Annotated in this window: 17 protein-coding genes and 1 pseudogene; 12 read left to right on the top strand and 6 right to left on the bottom strand. The window is 73.0% G+C overall.

Annotated elements, in window-relative coordinates; translation table 11 throughout:
* Positions 1 to 21: 21 nt before the first annotated feature.
* The 4 genes from DGO_RS10360 (at position 22) to DGO_RS10340 (ending at position 2856) form a co-directional block, all read left to right on the top strand.
* Positions 22 to 438, top strand: a complete 417-nt coding sequence (locus tag DGO_RS10360; RefSeq protein WP_014685467.1) for a hypothetical protein — start codon at positions 22 to 24, stop codon at positions 436 to 438.
* A gap of 57 nt (positions 439 to 495) precedes the next feature.
* Positions 496 to 780, top strand: coding sequence for a GNAT family N-acetyltransferase (locus DGO_RS10355; protein WP_014685466.1), 285 nt, complete (start codon positions 496 to 498; stop codon positions 778 to 780).
* A 394-nt stretch (positions 781 to 1174) separates the two neighbouring features.
* Complete coding sequence (locus tag DGO_RS10345; protein WP_043801987.1) at positions 1175 to 1879, top strand: SDR family oxidoreductase; 705 nt, start codon at positions 1175 to 1177, stop codon at positions 1877 to 1879.
* A gap of 8 nt (positions 1880 to 1887) precedes the next feature.
* Positions 1888 to 2856 carry an NAD(P)/FAD-dependent oxidoreductase gene (locus DGO_RS10340; protein ID WP_014685463.1) on the top strand — a complete coding sequence of 323 codons (969 nt, stop codon included), beginning with the start codon at positions 1888 to 1890 and terminating at the stop codon, positions 2854 to 2856.
* A 20-nt stretch (positions 2857 to 2876) separates the two neighbouring features.
* Here the strand turns inward: DGO_RS10340 and DGO_RS10335 are convergent, their stop codons facing one another.
* Positions 2877 to 3206 carry a DMT family transporter gene (locus tag DGO_RS10335; protein ID WP_014685462.1) on the bottom strand — a complete coding sequence of 110 codons (330 nt, stop codon included), beginning with the start codon at positions 3204 to 3206 and terminating at the stop codon, positions 2877 to 2879.
* A 54-nt stretch (positions 3207 to 3260) separates the two neighbouring features.
* Here DGO_RS10335 and DGO_RS10330 point away from each other — a divergent pair, with 54 nt between their 5' ends.
* The 3 genes from DGO_RS10330 to hrpB are packed head-to-tail and all read left to right on the top strand — an operon-like array spanning position 3261 to position 6806.
* The gene (locus tag DGO_RS10330) at positions 3261 to 3902 is read left to right on the top strand and encodes an HAD family hydrolase (RefSeq protein WP_043801985.1); all 642 of its coding nucleotides are present in this window, start codon (positions 3261 to 3263) and stop codon (positions 3900 to 3902) included.
* Positions 3899 to 4309, top strand: coding sequence for a YkvA family protein (locus DGO_RS10325; RefSeq protein ID WP_050920774.1), 411 nt, complete (start codon positions 3899 to 3901; stop codon positions 4307 to 4309). Before DGO_RS10330 ends, DGO_RS10325 begins: the two co-directional genes overlap by 4 nt.
* On the top strand, positions 4287 to 6806 hold the full coding sequence (gene hrpB, locus DGO_RS10320) for an ATP-dependent helicase HrpB (RefSeq protein ID WP_050920773.1): 2520 nt from the start codon (positions 4287 to 4289) through the stop codon (positions 6804 to 6806). The genes DGO_RS10325 and hrpB overlap by 23 nt, the downstream gene beginning before the upstream one ends.
* Positions 6807 to 6851: 45 nt before the next feature.
* Here hrpB and DGO_RS10315 read toward each other — a convergent pair whose 3' ends face one another.
* The 3 genes from DGO_RS10315 to ddrA form a co-directional block, all read right to left on the bottom strand.
* A complete protein-coding gene (locus DGO_RS10315; protein ID WP_014685458.1) occupies positions 6852 to 7037 on the bottom strand; it encodes a hypothetical protein in 186 nt (61 codons plus the stop codon).
* A 58-nt stretch (positions 7038 to 7095) separates the two neighbouring features.
* Positions 7096 to 7875 (bottom strand): methyltransferase domain-containing protein, encoded by a 780-nt coding sequence (locus DGO_RS10310; protein WP_014685457.1) that lies wholly within the window; start codon positions 7873 to 7875, stop codon positions 7096 to 7098.
* 203 nt (positions 7876 to 8078) lie between these two features.
* Positions 8079 to 8675 carry a single-stranded DNA-binding protein DdrA gene (gene ddrA, locus DGO_RS10305; protein WP_014685456.1) on the bottom strand — a complete coding sequence of 199 codons (597 nt, stop codon included), beginning with the start codon at positions 8673 to 8675 and terminating at the stop codon, positions 8079 to 8081.
* A gap of 112 nt (positions 8676 to 8787) precedes the next feature.
* On the opposite strand from ddrA, the gene hisB reads away from it, so the two are divergent.
* Genes hisB through hisH form a run of 3 tightly spaced genes read left to right on the top strand, consistent with a single transcriptional unit; the run spans position 8788 to position 10855 of the window.
* On the top strand, positions 8788 to 9375 hold the full coding sequence (gene hisB, locus DGO_RS10300) for an imidazoleglycerol-phosphate dehydratase HisB (protein ID WP_014685455.1): 588 nt from the start codon (positions 8788 to 8790) through the stop codon (positions 9373 to 9375).
* A gap of 2 nt (positions 9376 to 9377) precedes the next feature.
* Positions 9378 to 10226: a hypothetical protein gene (locus tag DGO_RS10295; protein ID WP_226991342.1), complete on the top strand. Its 849-nt coding sequence runs from the start codon at positions 9378 to 9380 to the stop codon at positions 10224 to 10226.
* Positions 10223 to 10855, top strand: coding sequence for an imidazole glycerol phosphate synthase subunit HisH (gene hisH / locus DGO_RS10290; protein WP_014685453.1), 633 nt, complete (start codon positions 10223 to 10225; stop codon positions 10853 to 10855). The genes DGO_RS10295 and hisH overlap by 4 nt, the downstream gene beginning before the upstream one ends.
* A 34-nt stretch (positions 10856 to 10889) precedes the next feature.
* Here hisH and DGO_RS10285 read toward each other — a convergent pair whose 3' ends face one another.
* On the bottom strand, positions 10890 to 11876 hold the full coding sequence (locus tag DGO_RS10285) for an NADPH:quinone reductase (RefSeq protein WP_043801981.1): 987 nt from the start codon (positions 11874 to 11876) through the stop codon (positions 10890 to 10892).
* A gap of 68 nt (positions 11877 to 11944) precedes the next feature.
* Positions 11945 to 13278 (bottom strand): annotated as a pseudogene (glmM, locus tag DGO_RS10280) (phosphoglucosamine mutase).
* A 282-nt stretch (positions 13279 to 13560) separates the two neighbouring features.
* Between glmM and DGO_RS24265 the strand changes: the two are divergent.
* Both DGO_RS24265 and DGO_RS10270 read left to right on the top strand, forming a co-directional pair.
* Complete coding sequence (locus tag DGO_RS24265) at positions 13561 to 13731, top strand: hypothetical protein (protein ID WP_226991341.1); 171 nt, start codon at positions 13561 to 13563, stop codon at positions 13729 to 13731.
* 14 nt (positions 13732 to 13745) lie between these two features.
* Positions 13746 to 14720, top strand: a complete 975-nt coding sequence (locus tag DGO_RS10270) for a phosphotransferase family protein (protein ID WP_226991340.1) — start codon at positions 13746 to 13748, stop codon at positions 14718 to 14720.
* Positions 14721 to 14754: the final 34 nt, after the last annotated feature.

Raw genomic sequence — 14754 nt, 5'->3', positions numbered from 1 at the left:
GGGGCGTTCTATGCTGGGCCCATGAACCTTCTGCAAGCCTCCCTGGCCGGCGGCGCGGCGTTCCGGGACGTGACCGAGCTGCTCGCCGGCCTGGACTTCGGGGCGGCGACCCACCTTCTGCCCGGCGCGCCGCATACGGTGGCCGAGCTGCTCGCCCACCTGCGCCTGACCCTGCGCCTGAGCCTCGACATCGCGGCCGGGCGCGCCGAGGGCTGGCCCGAAGACCTCGACCTGTGGCCCGGCGCGCCGCAGGACGGGGCAGCCTTCGCGAGGCTGCTGCTCGACCTGCGTCTGCTGCTGGCCGAGGCGGGGGCGCTGGCCGCCGACCCTTCCGGGCAGGCGCGCGAGGTCCTGACCGATCTGGCGGTCCACAACGCCTACCACTGGGGACAGGTGGCGCTGCTGCGGCGCATGGACGGGGCCGCGTTCGGCAGCTGAACCTTTGGTGAATGCCGCGTGGCCCGGCCGGTGGGGGCCGCCTTTCTACACTGGGGCATGACCGGAGACCTTCAGGTGCGCAACGATGCGGCCCAGAGCCGTTACGAACTCACGCAGGGCGGCGAGGTGCTGGGCTACGCCGAGTACGAGGCCCAGGGCGACACGCTGGACTTCACCCACACCCAGGTCAGCGAAGAGCATCAGGGCGAGGGTCTGGGCGAGCGGCTCGTGCGCGGAGCCCTGGACGACGTGCGCGCGCAGGGCCAGAAGGTCATCGCCAGTTGCCCTTTCGTGGGCAGCTTCATCCGCAAGCACGCCGAATATGGGGACCTGCTGGCTTGAAACCTGACCTCTCCGTTTGGCTGGGGCGACGTGTGCGGGTGGTCGTAGACCGGCCCTTGGGCTGTGCCCACCCCCGGCATCCTGACCCGATCTATCCAGTCAATGCGGGCGAGCTGCCTGGGACGGTATCGGGGGATGGTCTGCCGATAGACGTCTACCTACTGGGCTGGGAGATTCCCCTAACCGAAGCGATTGGCCAAGTCGTCGCGGTGCTGGTGCGCGCCGACGATGACGAGGACCAGCTGGCCGTGGTCCGGGAGGGTACGCGGTGGGACGACGGAGAGATCCTGGCTGCCACCGCCTTTCGGGAACAGTGTTTCCAGCCCCCCTTCACCGCTTTCCCTAAGCATTCGCCGTAGGCCCGCGCCGCAGGGGCCGCGCTAGCCTGCCGGTCATGACCGACGCTTCCCCTCCTTCCAGACCCGTCACGCTGATCACCGGGGCCTCCGGGGGCATCGGCGCGGCGCTGGCGCGGCGGCTCGCCCCCACGCACGACCTCGTGCTGGGCGGGCGCGGCGGCGCGGCCCTGGACGCCCTGTGTGCCGAACTGGGGGCCACGCCGCTGCGGCTGGACCTGACGCGGCCGGAGACCTTCGCGGCGGCGCTGGGGTCGCTCGGGCGCGTGACCCACGTCGTCCACAACGCCGGGGTCGTGGAACTCGGGGCGGTGGAGGCCCAGACCCACGAGGTCTGGACGCACACCCTGACCGTGAACACGGTCGCGCCCGCCGAACTGACGCGCCTGCTGCTGCCCTCGGTGCGCCGGGAGCGCGGCACGGTGGTGTTCGTGAACAGCGGGGCGGGCCTGACGGCCAACCCCGGCTGGGCCAGCTACGCCGCGAGCAAGCATGCCCTGAAGGCCCTGGCCGACGCCCTGCGCGGCGAGGAGGCCGGGCACGGCGTGCGCGTGAGCAGCGTGTACCCCGGCCGCACCGCCACCGAGATGCAGCGCAAGGTGCGCGCCCAGGAGGGGGCCGCCTACGACCCCGCCGCCTTCATCGACCCGGAGACGGTCGCGGCCACCATCGCCTTCGTGCTGGACGCGCCGCGTGACGCCGTCCTGACCGACGTGACCGTGCGTCCGGGACCGGGCCAGTGACCGACCGCATGACCGGGCAGGACTTCGGCGAGGACCTCTACGACGCGGTGATTCTGGGCGCGGGGCCGGCGGGCCTGAACGCGGCGGTGGTCCTGGGCGGCGCGCGGCGGCGGGTGCTTCTGCTCGACGGTGGGCCGCCGCGCAACGCCCGCGCGACGGCGGCACACGGGGTCTTTACCCGTGACTGCACGCCGCCCGGCGACCTCAAGCGCCTGGGCCTGGAAGACCTGGAACCCTACGACGTGACCGTGCGCGCGACCCCCGCCCGCGAGATCCGCTGCGAGGGCGACCTGTTCGCGGTGCGCTGCGACCAGGCCTGGGTGCGCGCCCGGCGGCTGCTGTTCGCCACGGGCGTCCGCGACGTGCTGCCGCGTATTCCCGGCCTGCGCGAGCGCTGGGGCCGCCTCGTGCATCACTGCCCCTACTGCGACGGCTGGCCCAACCGCGAGGCGCGGCTCGCGGTCCTCGGGTCGCATCAGGAGGGCCACCACCTCGCCCTGAGCGTGCGCGCGTGGTCCGACCACGTCACGCTGCTCACCGACGGCCCCGACGAACTCACCGACAAGCAGCGCCGCGACCTCGACCGGGTCGGGATTCCGGTCGTCACCACGTCCATCCGCCGCATGAGCGGCCAGGACACGCTGCGGGTGCATCTCCAGGACGGCCGGACGCTGGAGCACGACGCCCTGTTCCTGAACCCGACCCAGGTGCAGGGCAGCCGCCTGCCCGCGCTGATCGGCTGCGAACTGAACGAGAAGAGCCGCGTGCTGGTCAACGAGAACGGCATGACCAGCGTGCGCGGCGTGTGGGCGGCGGGCGACATGACCGGCGCGCAGCAGTACGTCGTGAACGCCGCCGCGACCGGTATGCTCGCCGCCGTGAGCCTGAACACCACCCTGATCCACGAGAACGTGCGCCGCGCCGGGGCCGCCTTCCACAAGTCGCCCGACGAGGCCGGGGGCGTGGGCGAGGCCTGAGCCGGGCGGGGGGGCCGGGGTCAGTGCCGGGCGCTGCCCGCCGCGTTCAGGACCGCCACCCCCACGACGATCAATGCGATGCCGCCCAGCGCCGCCGGGTGAAAGGTGTCGCGGAAGTGCAGCCACCCGACTGCCGCCGTCAGGGCTGTGCCCACCCCCGACCAGACGGCATAGGTCAGGCCCAGCGGCAGGGTCCGCAGCACCTGCGCCATGAGATAGAAGGCCAGCCCGTAGCCCACCACGACCACCGCGCTCGGCAGCGGCCGCGTAAAACCGTCCGAGGCCCGCAGGGCACTGGTGGCGATGACTTCCGAGAGGATGGCGATGCCCAGCAGCAAGGAGGCGTTCATGCGGTCTACCTTAGGCGCCGCATCCCCATCGGACGGTCATGGCAGACTGCGCCCATGCCCCGCGCCGTCCTGTTCGACCTCGACGGCACGCTGCACGACCGCGCCGCCACCCTGCGCGCCTGGCTCGCCGGGCATGTCCGGCGCTTCGGGCTGCCGGAGGAGTACGCCGGGCGTTTCATCGTGCTGGACGACTTCGGTTATCGCCCCAAGGCCGAGGTGTTTTCCGAACTGGTCGCCGAATTTGGTCTGGGCCACGGTGCGCAGGAGTTGCTGGACGATTACCGGGCCACGCTGCTGAATGTTCCCTGCCTCATGCCCCATGCGGCGGAGGTGCTTACCGCGCTGCGCTCACGCGGCGTCCGCACAGCGGTCGTCACCAACGGTCTGACCGGCTGGGTGGAGGCGCAGAGGCGCTGCATAGAGCGGCTGGGCCTCGCACCACTCCTTAACAGCGTGCTGGACGGTGTGGAGGTCGGCCTGAGCAAGCCCGACCCTGCCCTCTACCGCCTCGCCCTGAAGCGGCTGGGGGTGGGCGCCGCCGACGCCTGGTTCGTGGGCGACTCGCCCCGCAACGACGTGTGGGGACCGCAGCAGGTCGGGCTGCGGGCGGCGTACCTGCCCACCGGCCACCCGCTGGGCGGCGAGAAACCCGACGCGACGTTGCGCGACCTACGCGGCGTATTGGAGTTGCTGTGATCGCCCGGCTGCGCGCCCTGGCCCGGCGTCTCAAGGCCGAGCTGCTGGCCCTGAGCGTGGCCGCCCGCGACCCGCGCACGCCCTGGTACGCCCGCGCGCTGGCGCTGCTGGTGCTCGCCTATGCCCTGAGCCCCATCGACCTGATTCCCGATTTCATTCCGGTGCTGGGCTACCTCGACGACCTGCTGCTCGTGCCGGCGGGGCTGTGGCTGGCGCTGCGGTTGCTGCCGCCCGAGGTGCTGGCCGACGCCCGCCGGGCGGCGGAGGCCCACCCCCGCCGCCTGGCCCGCAGCGGCTGGGGCCTGGCCCTGATGCTCCTGATCTACGCGGCGGCCCTGCTGCTCGGCTGGTGGTGGTGGGCTGCCGGGCATGCGCCGCCCACACATGCTGCGCGCCACTTCCCGTAGCATCCTGCCCGTGAGCGTTTTTCCTGGCCTCCCCATCGCCGAGGTCATCCCCGAGGTTCGCCGCGCGCTGGCCGCGCACCCGCTGGTCGTGTTGCAGGCCCCGCCCGGCGCGGGCAAGAGCACGGCCCTGCCGCTGGAGCTGCTGCACGAGCCGTGGCTCGCGGGTCAGGGCGTCATCATGCTCCAGCCCCGGCGGGTGGCGGCGCGGGCGGTCGCGGCCCGGCTGGCCGAGGGGCTGGGCGAGGAGGTCGGCGGTACGGTCGGCTCGCGGGTGCGCTTCGAGTCGCGCGTGTCGGCCCGCACGCGGCTGGAGGTCGTGACCGAGGGCATCCTGACCCGGCGCCTGCAACGCGACCCGGAACTCGCGGGTGTGGGGCTGGTCATCCTCGACGAGTTCCACGAGCGCTCGCTGAACGCCGACCTCGCCCTGGCGCTGCTGCGCGAGGTGCAGGGCGCCCTGCGCGACGACCTGCGCGTGCTGGTCATGTCGGCCACCCTCGACCCCGAGCTGCCCGCCCGTCTGGGCGCGCCCCTGGTCGAGAGTGCCGGCCGCGCCTACCCGGTCGAGGTGCGCTATCTGGAGGCCGACCCGGTGGGCCGCGTCGAGGACACGGTCGCGCGGGCGGTGCGCGCGGCGCTGGAGCGCGAGGAGGGCGACGTGCTGGCCTTCCTGCCCGGCGTGCGCGAGATTCGCGCGGCGCAGGCCCGCCTGTCGGACGCGGCGGCGACCGTGCTGCCCCTCTACGGCGACTTGCCACTGGCCGAACAGGCGCGGGCGCTGCGCCCCGGCTCCAGTGGTCCGGGTGGCCGCAAGGTGGTGCTGGCGACCAGCATCGCCGAGACCTCGCTGACCATCGACGGCGTGCGGGTCGTGGTGGACGGCGGCCTGAGCCGCACCCAGACCTTCGACCCCGGCACCGGCCTGTCGCGGATGGTCACGGGGCGCGTCACCCGCGACAGCGCCGACCAGCGCGCCGGCCGCGCGGGCCGCACCGCCCCCGGCGTGGCGTACCGGCTGTGGCCCGCGCGCACGCAGCCGCTGCTGCCTGCCGCCCGCCCCCCCGAGATCCTGGAGGCCGACCTCGCGCCCCTGACCCTGGAACTCGCCGGCTGGGGCACGCCCGACCCCGCCGGGCTGCCCTGGCTGGACGCGCCGCCGCCTGCCCGCATCGACACGGCCCGCACGCTGTTGCGCGACCTGGACGCGCTCGATGCCGAAGGCCGCATCACCCCGGCGGGGAGTCGCCTGCTCGACTTCCCGACGCATCCCCGGCTGGCGCACCTGCTCACGGCGGGAGACGACCCCGCCCTGGCCGCCGACGTAGCCGCCCTGCTCGAAGAACGCGACCCCCTGCCCCCCGGCAGCGGCGCCGACCTGAGCGAGCGGGTCGCGGCGCTGCGGGCGTGGCGGGCGCGCCGACCCCACGCGGGCGACGTGGGCGTGCTGGAGCGGGTCGAGCGCCTCTCGAAGCAGTGGCGCGGGCTGCTGAAGGTTCAGCCCGACCACACGCCCCCCGACCCCTACGATGTCGGGGCGCTGCTGACCCTGGCCTACCCCGAGCGGGCCGCCCTGGCGCGGGCCGGGGGCACGGGGCTGGCGCGCGGGCGCTTCCTGCTCGCGGGCGGGCAGGGCGCGGCGCTGCCCGAGGGGGACGCGCTCGCCGGAGCGTCGGCCCTGGCGGTCGCGCACCTCGACGCCGGGCAGGCCGAGGGCCGCATCTACCTGGCGGCGCCACTGGATGTGGGTGCGCTGGAGGCCCGCGCGGCGTGGCAGGACGTGGTGCGCTGGGACGGCCGCACCGGCACCCTGGTCGCCCAGCAGGAGCGTCGGGTGGGCGCGCTGGTGCTCGCCACGCGGCCCCTCTCGGGCGTGCCCGCCGAGCTGCGCGCCGCCGCCCTGGCCGGGGCCGTGCGCGAGGAGGGCCTGCACCTCCTGACCTTTTCCCCGGAGGCCGAACAGTTCCGGGCGCGTGTGGAGTCGCTGCGGGCGTGGCGGCCCGGTGAGGCCTGGCCCGACCTCTCGGATACGGCGCTGCTGGCGACGCTGGAAACGTGGCTCGGCCCGGCGCTGGGCAGCGCGCGCACCCGCGACGACCTCGCCCGCGTGAACGTGCTGCCCGCCCTCCAGGCCCTGCTGCCCTGGCCGCTGCCCCAGACCCTGAACGAGCTGGCCCCCACCCACCTGGAGGTGCCGACCGGCAGCCGTATCCGCCTGGAGTACCGCGTGGGCGAGCCGCCCATCCTGGCCGTGAAGTTGCAGGAACTGTTCGGCCTCGCCGAGACGCCGACGGTGGATGGTGGGCGCCGGCCCGTGCTGCTGCACCTGCTGTCGCCGGCCGGCCGCCCGGTGCAGGTGACGCAGGACCTGCGTTCCTTCTGGAATTCGAGTTATTTCGAGGTGCGCAAGGACCTGCGTGGCCGTTACCCCAAGCACCCCTGGCCCGACGATCCCTGGAGCCACGCGCCGATGAAGGGCACGAAGAAGCGCGGGGTGTAGGCAAAAAAAACCGCCCGGGTGCGGGCGGATGGGGGAAGGACGGCTCTAGCTGTCGTTGCCCTTGCCCGAGTGGTCGTCGTTGCTGCTGCTGCCGGTGCTCGGCGGGGTCGGCTCGTCCTCGCGGTAGTTCTTGCCGCCGCTGGGCTGCTGCTGATCGCCGATCTGCTGGTGGCCCTCGCCCTGGCCCCGGTCCTCGTGGCGGTCGGTGCCGTTGTGGTGGTCTTTGGTCATGCCCGAGCCTACCCGGCCCCACCCCGCCTTTCATTTGCGCCGCACGAAGCGGGCTTGATCAATCCGTGGGCCGGCCCGCCACGAACAGCACCCGCGTGAAGGCGTAGTACACCCGCTCGCCCGGAAAGGCCGCCCGCAGCCGTTCCAGGTAGGCCGCCAGAAAGCGCTCGCCATCCTCTGCCGAGAGCCGCGACAGGTAGGGCACGAGGGCCGTGCCCCGCGTCCACTCGACGAGGCCCGCCGCGCCCGGCAGCACGACCGGGTAGACCTTGCTCAGGGCGGTGACGTCCTGTGCCCCCAGGCCGTCCAGAAGTTCGGCGTAGGCGGCGGGCGTGAGCACCGGCGAGGCCCCGTGCGCCGTGCCGAAGCGGGTGAAGCCGCCCAGCTCGGCCGCGAAGTCCTGCGCCGTCTCGGTGAGCAGGCGGTGGCTGGGATGGTCGTGGTTGGCGGGCACCTGCACGGCCAGCATGCCGCCGGGCCGCAGGCGCGCCCACAGCCGCGCGAGGAGGGCCGGGTGGTCCGGCAGCCACTGCAACGAGGCGTTGGCGTAGATGAGGTCGTACTCGCCCGTCAGCCCGGCGATGTCGCCCCCCTCGAAGCGGAGGTTGGGGGCTGCCTGTTTCTCCGTCGCCTGGGCCAGCATCTCGGCGCTGCTGTCCAGGCCCAGCACCTGCGCCGCCGGAAAGCGCCCGGCGAGCTGCCGCGCCTGCTCGCCCGTGCCGCAGCCCAGATCCACCACGCTGCGGTAGTCGCGCGCCGGAATAAGGGCCTGGAGGTCCTGGGCCGGGGCGCTGCGGGCCGCCCGGAAGCGGTGGTACTGCTCGGGATTCCACGTCATGCGGCAAGCGTAAAACGCTCTCTTGGGGTGCTGTGCGTACTGCCGGGGTGACACTGGTCGGACACGAAAAAACCCGCCTCAGGCAGCGGGCGGGTTGGGCCAGTGGAAGGCTCAGAACATGCGGGCCAGCGCACCGCTCAGGAGGGTCAGGACCAGCAGCCCGAGCATCAGCGTGGCGATCTGGCGGCCACCCGGCGAGGCGTTCACGCGGCCCGTCCGGGCTGGCCGGGGTGCAGGCTGCCGAGCGCGGCCTTGAGGTGCTTGTAGACCTCGCGCTGCAGGTCCAGGTCCTCGGGCAGCTCGTAGCGCAGCTGCTCCATCGCCTGCACGAGGTGGGCGCCGCCGGGGCTGCGCTCGTGGTCGGGGCGCGCCCACTCGGGCAGTTCGGGGGCCTGCACGGGGCCGCGCTGCGTGTCGTCCCAGTCGGCCCACTGGCGGGGCAGGTCGTAGAGGTAGCGCCCGATGCCGAACTGCACCGCGCAGCGCTTCATGGCGTCGCTGGTGGCGGCCTTCAGGGTGCCCAGGTCGCCCTCCGGGGCCTCGCCGATATCCTCGCGCGACACGCCCAGGATGGTCAGGCGGCCCTTGACGGTGGGCAGGCGCGTACCGGCCACGACCTCCACGCTGAATTCCCAGGCGTCGGGGCACACGGCGTCGAGCCGGTCCTGCACCGCGCGGGCGTCGATGTGCGCCAGCATCAGCGCGCGGGTGCGTTCCTTGTTGAACGCGGCGGGCTTCCACGCCACCATATGAGCGGGAAACGGGGCCTGAAGTCGTTTCTGGACATCGCTCAGTTTCATGTATTTAGTCTATAACGTAACGGAGTTACGGTCAAGACAGAATGAGAGGGAGCGGCTCTTCGGCCGGCAGGGTCACAGCCGCGCCCTGTGTCCGCCGCCTTAGCATGGGTCCATGTCCCGCACGGCCACCCTGAAGCGCACCACCAGCGAGACGGACATCACCGTCCGGCTGGACCTCGACTCGCCCGCCTACGACGCCCCCGCCACCGGGCATGGCTTTTTCGACCACATGCTCGACGCGCTGGCCCGCCACTCGCGCCTGAGCCTGAGCGTGCAGGCGACCGGCGACCTGCATATCGAGCCGCACCATCTCATCGAGGACACGGGCATCACGCTGGGGCAGGCACTTTCGCAGGCGCTGGGCGACCGCAAGGGCATCGAGCGCTACGGCTCGGCCTTCGTGCCGATGGACGAGACGCTCGCGCATGTGGTCCTGGACCTCTCGGGCCGCGCGCACCTCGCCTTCGAGCCCGAGACGCTGGACGTGTGGGGCACGGCGGGCGGCATGACCCACTACCACCTGCGCGAGTTCCTGCGTGGGTTTTGCAACCACGGCGGCGTGACGCTGCACGTGCGCCTGCTCGCGGGCCGCGAGGCGCACCACGTCATCGAGGCGGTCGTGAAGGCCCTGGCCCGCGCCCTGCGCGACGCGGTGGCGCTGACCTCGGACGCCATGCCGAGCACGAAGGGAAGCCTGTAGGCGTGCGGGCCCGCGCCCTGCTCGGCGCGCTGCTGGGGCTGGGCCTCGGGGCGGCGTGCGCGCAGTTCTCCGGCCCCAGCGAGTCGCGCACGCCCCGCGCCGCCGAGGTGGACGCCGTGATCCGGGCGGTGTGCACGTCCAGGGTGCCCCTGGGACACCTGGACGGGTGCCGTCAGGTCAGCTCTGGCGGTCGCCCCGGCCCGGAACTGCGCGGCCCGCAGGCGCGTCTGCTGTTCTCCAGCCTGCTGCCGGGCACCTTCACGGCGTCGGGACGCCGCGAACTGCTCGCCACCTTCTGCACCGAAACGGAGGGCTGTGCGGGCGAGACGGTCCTGCTGCGCTGGGTGCAGGGACGGTGGGTGGCGGCCGAACCCGTTCGCGGCGCGCTGCTCGCCGGCCCCTGCCTGACCTATCCCCGGCCCGGCGGGACCCAGGCCGCCGTCTGCCTGGACGAGAGCCGCGCCGGCGAGCCGCTGGGCCGCGCGCTGAGGACCGTGTCGTGGCCTGCGGGCAAGCTGCGGGTGCAGACGGCCGCGCTCTTTCCGCGGCTCGGCTTCCGCGATTTTTTTGGGCAGGGATCGGAGCAGTGTGCCGGACGCTGGGAGGTCACGCCCCTGTCCTGGGACGACCGCGACCGTGACGCCGACGGGCGGCCCGACCTGACCCTGAGGGCGACCCTCACGACCTACAGCCGCCGCCCGGACCTGTGCACGCTGGGTATGGGGCTCTCCGGCGAGGCCCCGGCCGAGCGTTCCGTGCGCCGGGACATGGCCTTCGTCTGGACAGGCGACACCCTCCGGGCCACCGGAACGACAGCCGACATCCTCAAGAAGTACGCTGGGGGACGATGAGCGCCACTCCCGAAGTCCTTCTTCTCGATTACGGCGCGGGCAACGTTCGCAGCGCCGCCAAGGCCCTGGAGCGCGCCGGTATGACCGTGCGCGTCTCGGACGACCCCGCCGACGTGCCGCACGCCCCGGCAGTGGTCGTGCCGGGGCAGGGCCACTTCCGGCAGGTCATGGAGGCCTTCGGGCACAGCGGCTTCCACGGCCCGGTGATGGCCAGCGCCGCTGCCGGCACGCCCTTGCTGGGCATCTGCGTGGGCATGCAGATGCTCCTTGAGGGGTCGGAAGAGGCCCCCGGCGTGCCCGGCCTGGGCCTGATCGCGGGCACGGTGCGCAAATTCGAGGCCGACCCGGCGCGCAAGGTGCCCCAGATGGGCTGGAACAGCCTGCGGATGGTCGGGGACTCGCCGCTGCTGCGCGGGCTGGACGAATCGGCCTTCGCCTACTTCGTGCACTCGTACTATGTGCCTGCCGACGTGCAGGTGGACAACGGCGCCCTCACCGAGTACGGCGTGCCCTTCTGGGCGGCGCTGAGCCAGGGCAACCTCCACGCCACGCAGTTCCACCCCGAAAAGAGCGGCGCGGTGGGGCTGGCGATCCTGGAACGCTTCCGCGAGAACGTGCTGGGCGGCTAGGCGGGTGAGGGAGGCAGCGACCTCTCCCTCTCATCTACGGGATCTGCACGACCACCTTGCCCACCGTGCGGCCCGACTCCAGCGCCTCGTGGGCGGCGGCGATCTCGTCCAGGGGGTAGCGGGCGGCCACGACGGTCTTCAGCCAGCCTTCCCGCAGGCCGGTCAGGGTGTCGCGGACGGCGTCCTCGTGCGCCTGCCGGGTCATGCGGTACACGAGGACGAAGCGCACGGTCACGTCCAGCCCCAGCAGCGGCCAGAAGGGCAGCCTGGGCTCGGGTACCTCGTCCGAGGCGTAGCTGGCGACCACGCCGTTGGGCCGGATGACCTTCAGGGTGGTGTCCAGATTGGCCCCGAAGGCCACGTCCACCACGCGGTCCACGCCGCGCCCGTCCCCGGCCCCCGTGATCTCCCCGATGCGGGCGGCCACGTCCTCGTCCTTGCGGAAGACGATCTCGTCGGCGCCGGCCGCGCGGGCCACCTCGGCCTGTTCCTCACGGCTGACCGTCGCGATGACCCGCGCGCCGCCCCACTTGGCAAATTGAATGGCGTGAATGCCCACCGCCCCCGCCCCACCCGTCACCAGCACCGTCTGGCCGGTCACGGGGCCGTCGGCGAAGACGCAGCGGTGCGCCGTGAGCGCGGGCACGCCCAGGCACGCGCCCTCGTCGAAGGAGACGTGGTCGGGCAGCGGCACGGCATTCTCGGCCGGCACCGCCACGAACTGCGCCGCGCACCCGTTGGGCCGCCCGATGCGCGCCTCATAGATCCACACGCGCTCGCCCACACGGCCGGGGTCCACGCCCTCGCCCACCGCCTCGACGATCCCGGCCCCGTCCTGCTGCGGAATGACCCAGTCGGCCCCCAGCGGCGTGCGCGCGCGCGACTTGGTGTCGGACGGGTTGACTCCGCTCGCGTGAACCCGCACGAGGACCTCGCCGGGACCGGCGGTGGGGGCGGGGCGCTCGCCCACCTCCAGCACGTCGTGGGCGGCTCCGTTGCGGCTGTACCAGGCGGCTTGCATGGGCAGAGTCTGGGCGCGCGCGGGTGGGCTGTGGTGAGTGGAGGGTAGGGGAGAGGCGCTCCTTCGCCTCAGCCGGCGACCTGACCGCGGGCCTGGACGACGCCGGCCAGGTCGGCGGCGATCTGGTGGATCTCGGTCTCGTCCTGGCCCTCGACCATCACCCGGATGAGGTTCTCGGTGCCGCTCGGGCGCAGGTTCACCCGGCCCCGGCCCCGCAGCCGCGCCTCGGCCGCCTCGACCGCGCGCCCCACCTCGGGGTCGCGGGCGATCGCCTTCTTGTCCTGCACCCGCACGTTCACCAGCGTCTGCGGATACATCACGAGGTCGTCGTGGACCGCGTCCAGGGTGGTCCCCAGTTTGCGCAGGCTGCCCAGCGTCAGCAGCGCGGTCAGCACGCCGTCGCCGGTCGGGGCCACGTCCAGGAACAGCACGTGTCCGCTCTGCTCGCCGCCCAGGTTCAGGCCCTTCTCGTGCAGGCGCTCGTGCACGTAGCGGTCGCCCACGGCGGTGCGCTCCAGCGGAATGCCCGCCTCGCGCAGCTTCACCTCCAGGCCCATGTTCGCCATGGATGGTCGTCACCACCGCCCGCTCGCCGCGCGCCCGCGCGTTGAGCAGCAGCATGTGGTCACCCTGCACCTCGCGCCCACGCGAGTCCACGAACAGCGCCCGGTCGGCGTCGCCGTCGAAGGCCACGCCCAGGTCGTAGTCGCCTTCCATGACCAGCCGGCGCAGGTGGTCCATATGCGTGCTGCCGCAGCCCCGGTTGATGTTGCGGCCGTCGGGCGTGGTGTACACCGCGAACACGTCGGCCCCCGCCGCCTGGAACACCTTGGGGGCCACGCGGTAGGCCGCCCCGTTGGCGCAGTCCAGCGCGATGCGCATACCCGAGAGGTCGGGTGCGTGCGACAGCAGGAACGCCGTACAGCCGCTCGGCGTCGGTGTAGTTGGTCACGCCGCCCAGCGCCACGCCGGTCACGGGCGCAAAGCCGGGCACCTCGTCGATGGCCGCCTCGATCTCGTGCTCGGTGGCGTCGCGCAGCTTCTGGCCGTCGGCGCCGAAGAACTTGATGCCGTTGTCCTCGTAGGGGTTGTGCGACGCGCTGATGACCACGCCCGCGTCGGCGCCGAGGTGGCGGGTCAGGTAACTCACGCCGGGGGTGGGCAGCACGCCCAGGTGGATGACGTTCACGCCCCGGCTGGTGAGGCCGGCGGCGAGGGCGGCTTCGAGCATGTCGCCGCTCTGGCGGGTGTCCTTGCCGATGACCACGCTGGCGCGCGGGTTCTGACGTTTCAGCACTTCCCCGGCGGCGGCCCCGAGGTCCATGACCCAGGCGGCGGTCAGCGGAAACTGCCCCGCGACGGCGCGCACCCCGTCGGTTCCGAAATACTTGCGTTCACTCATGTCCCCGTCATGATACGGCCCGTGAGTGCCGTGTGTAAGGTGAGTGGGATGTGGGCAGCACCTGATCGAAGTCGCCCGGCCCGGAGGCCCTTCGACATGAAGCGAACATGGCAGATCCGCGAAGGTCACCCCCGGAACTCCGCGCGGACCAACTCCGTACTCTGAAGCATGAGCAGCCACTCTGGGAGAGGATTTTTCGGTCACAGTCGCAGCAGCGGTCATCGCCGTGGGGGTTTCGTCAGTCGCGGGCATTCTCATTCCAGCGGGCACCGCCGGGGCGGCATGATGGGGGGCCTGATGGGGGGCAGCAGCAGCGGCCACCGGGGCCACTACGCCCAGGGCGGGCATTTCCGGCCGCAGCAGCGCCGGGGCCTGGGATGCCTGGGCGTGTTCGTGGTGGGCGCGGCGCTGCTGGGCGGCGGCGTGGCGGGTCTCGTGTCGCTCGTCGCCTGAGCCTGCGCCCTTTCTTGAATCTGTCTGCCCTCGGCCGGGCGCTCCTCTCCGGAGACGGCCCGGCCGTATCCTCACGCCGCTGGCCGCAGGAGCTGAGCGCCGCCTTTCCCGGCCCCCGGACGCGGGTCGAGGCGTGGCGCGGCGAGGGGGCGAGTTTCGCCCGCTACGCGACCCCGCACGGTCCCCTGTTCCTGAAATACGTGGGCCGGGGCCAGGGCCGCCGCCGCGTGCTGCGCCGCTTCACGCGTGAGGTCGCTTACCTGCGCGACCTGGCCCCGCTGGTGACCGTGCCTCACGCGCCACTGCTGCACGCCGCGCTGGATGAGTCGGGGGGCCGCGCCCACCTCCTGCTGCCCGATCTGGCCGGGGAGACGCACGGCTGGGGCCTGTTCGCCACGCCGGAGGCCCAGGCGGCGGCGCTGCTGGATGTGGCGCGGCTGCTCGCGCGTTTTCACGCGGCCTGGAACGGACACCCGGCACTGCGGGGCGAGTGGCGCTGGGACCCGGCGGCGCTGCTGGAGGACGCCGAGCGGATGGCCGCCACCTGGGCCGGCCCCCATGCGGCCGCTGTCCGGGAGGCCGCCGCGCAGCTGCCGGGGCTGCTGGCCCACACGCGCCCCCACACGCTCGCGCATGGGGACATCCACTCGGGGCAGGTGCTGTGGCGGCGGGACGGCCCCCCTGTCCTCATCGACTACGGGCAGGTACATCCTTCTTTTCCCGGTGAGGACCTCGCGCACCTACTGGCCGTGCGGCTGGACGCCGCCGAGCGGGCACGGTACGCGCCGGGCGTGCGGGCCGCCTACCGGCAGGACCTCGCGGCGCACGGCCTGTCCCTGACCCCCGCCGAACTCGCCGCCGAGGAGCGGGCGGGCACGGCCCTGAACCTGCTCTCGACCGCCGACCAGGCCGGGCGGGCGCGGCGGGGCAGCGGGGTGTGGGCCTCGCTGGACAACGTGGCGGGGGCGTGGGCCGAACTCCGGGCGTGACGGCGGGTTTCCGTTCCGTCGCGGGATCGGCAGT

It is taken from the genome of Deinococcus gobiensis I-0 (genome assembly GCF_000252445.1).
GTDB classification, from domain to species: domain Bacteria; phylum Deinococcota; class Deinococci; order Deinococcales; family Deinococcaceae; genus Deinococcus; species Deinococcus gobiensis.
This window is presented reverse-complemented; position numbering and strand designations above follow the sequence as displayed.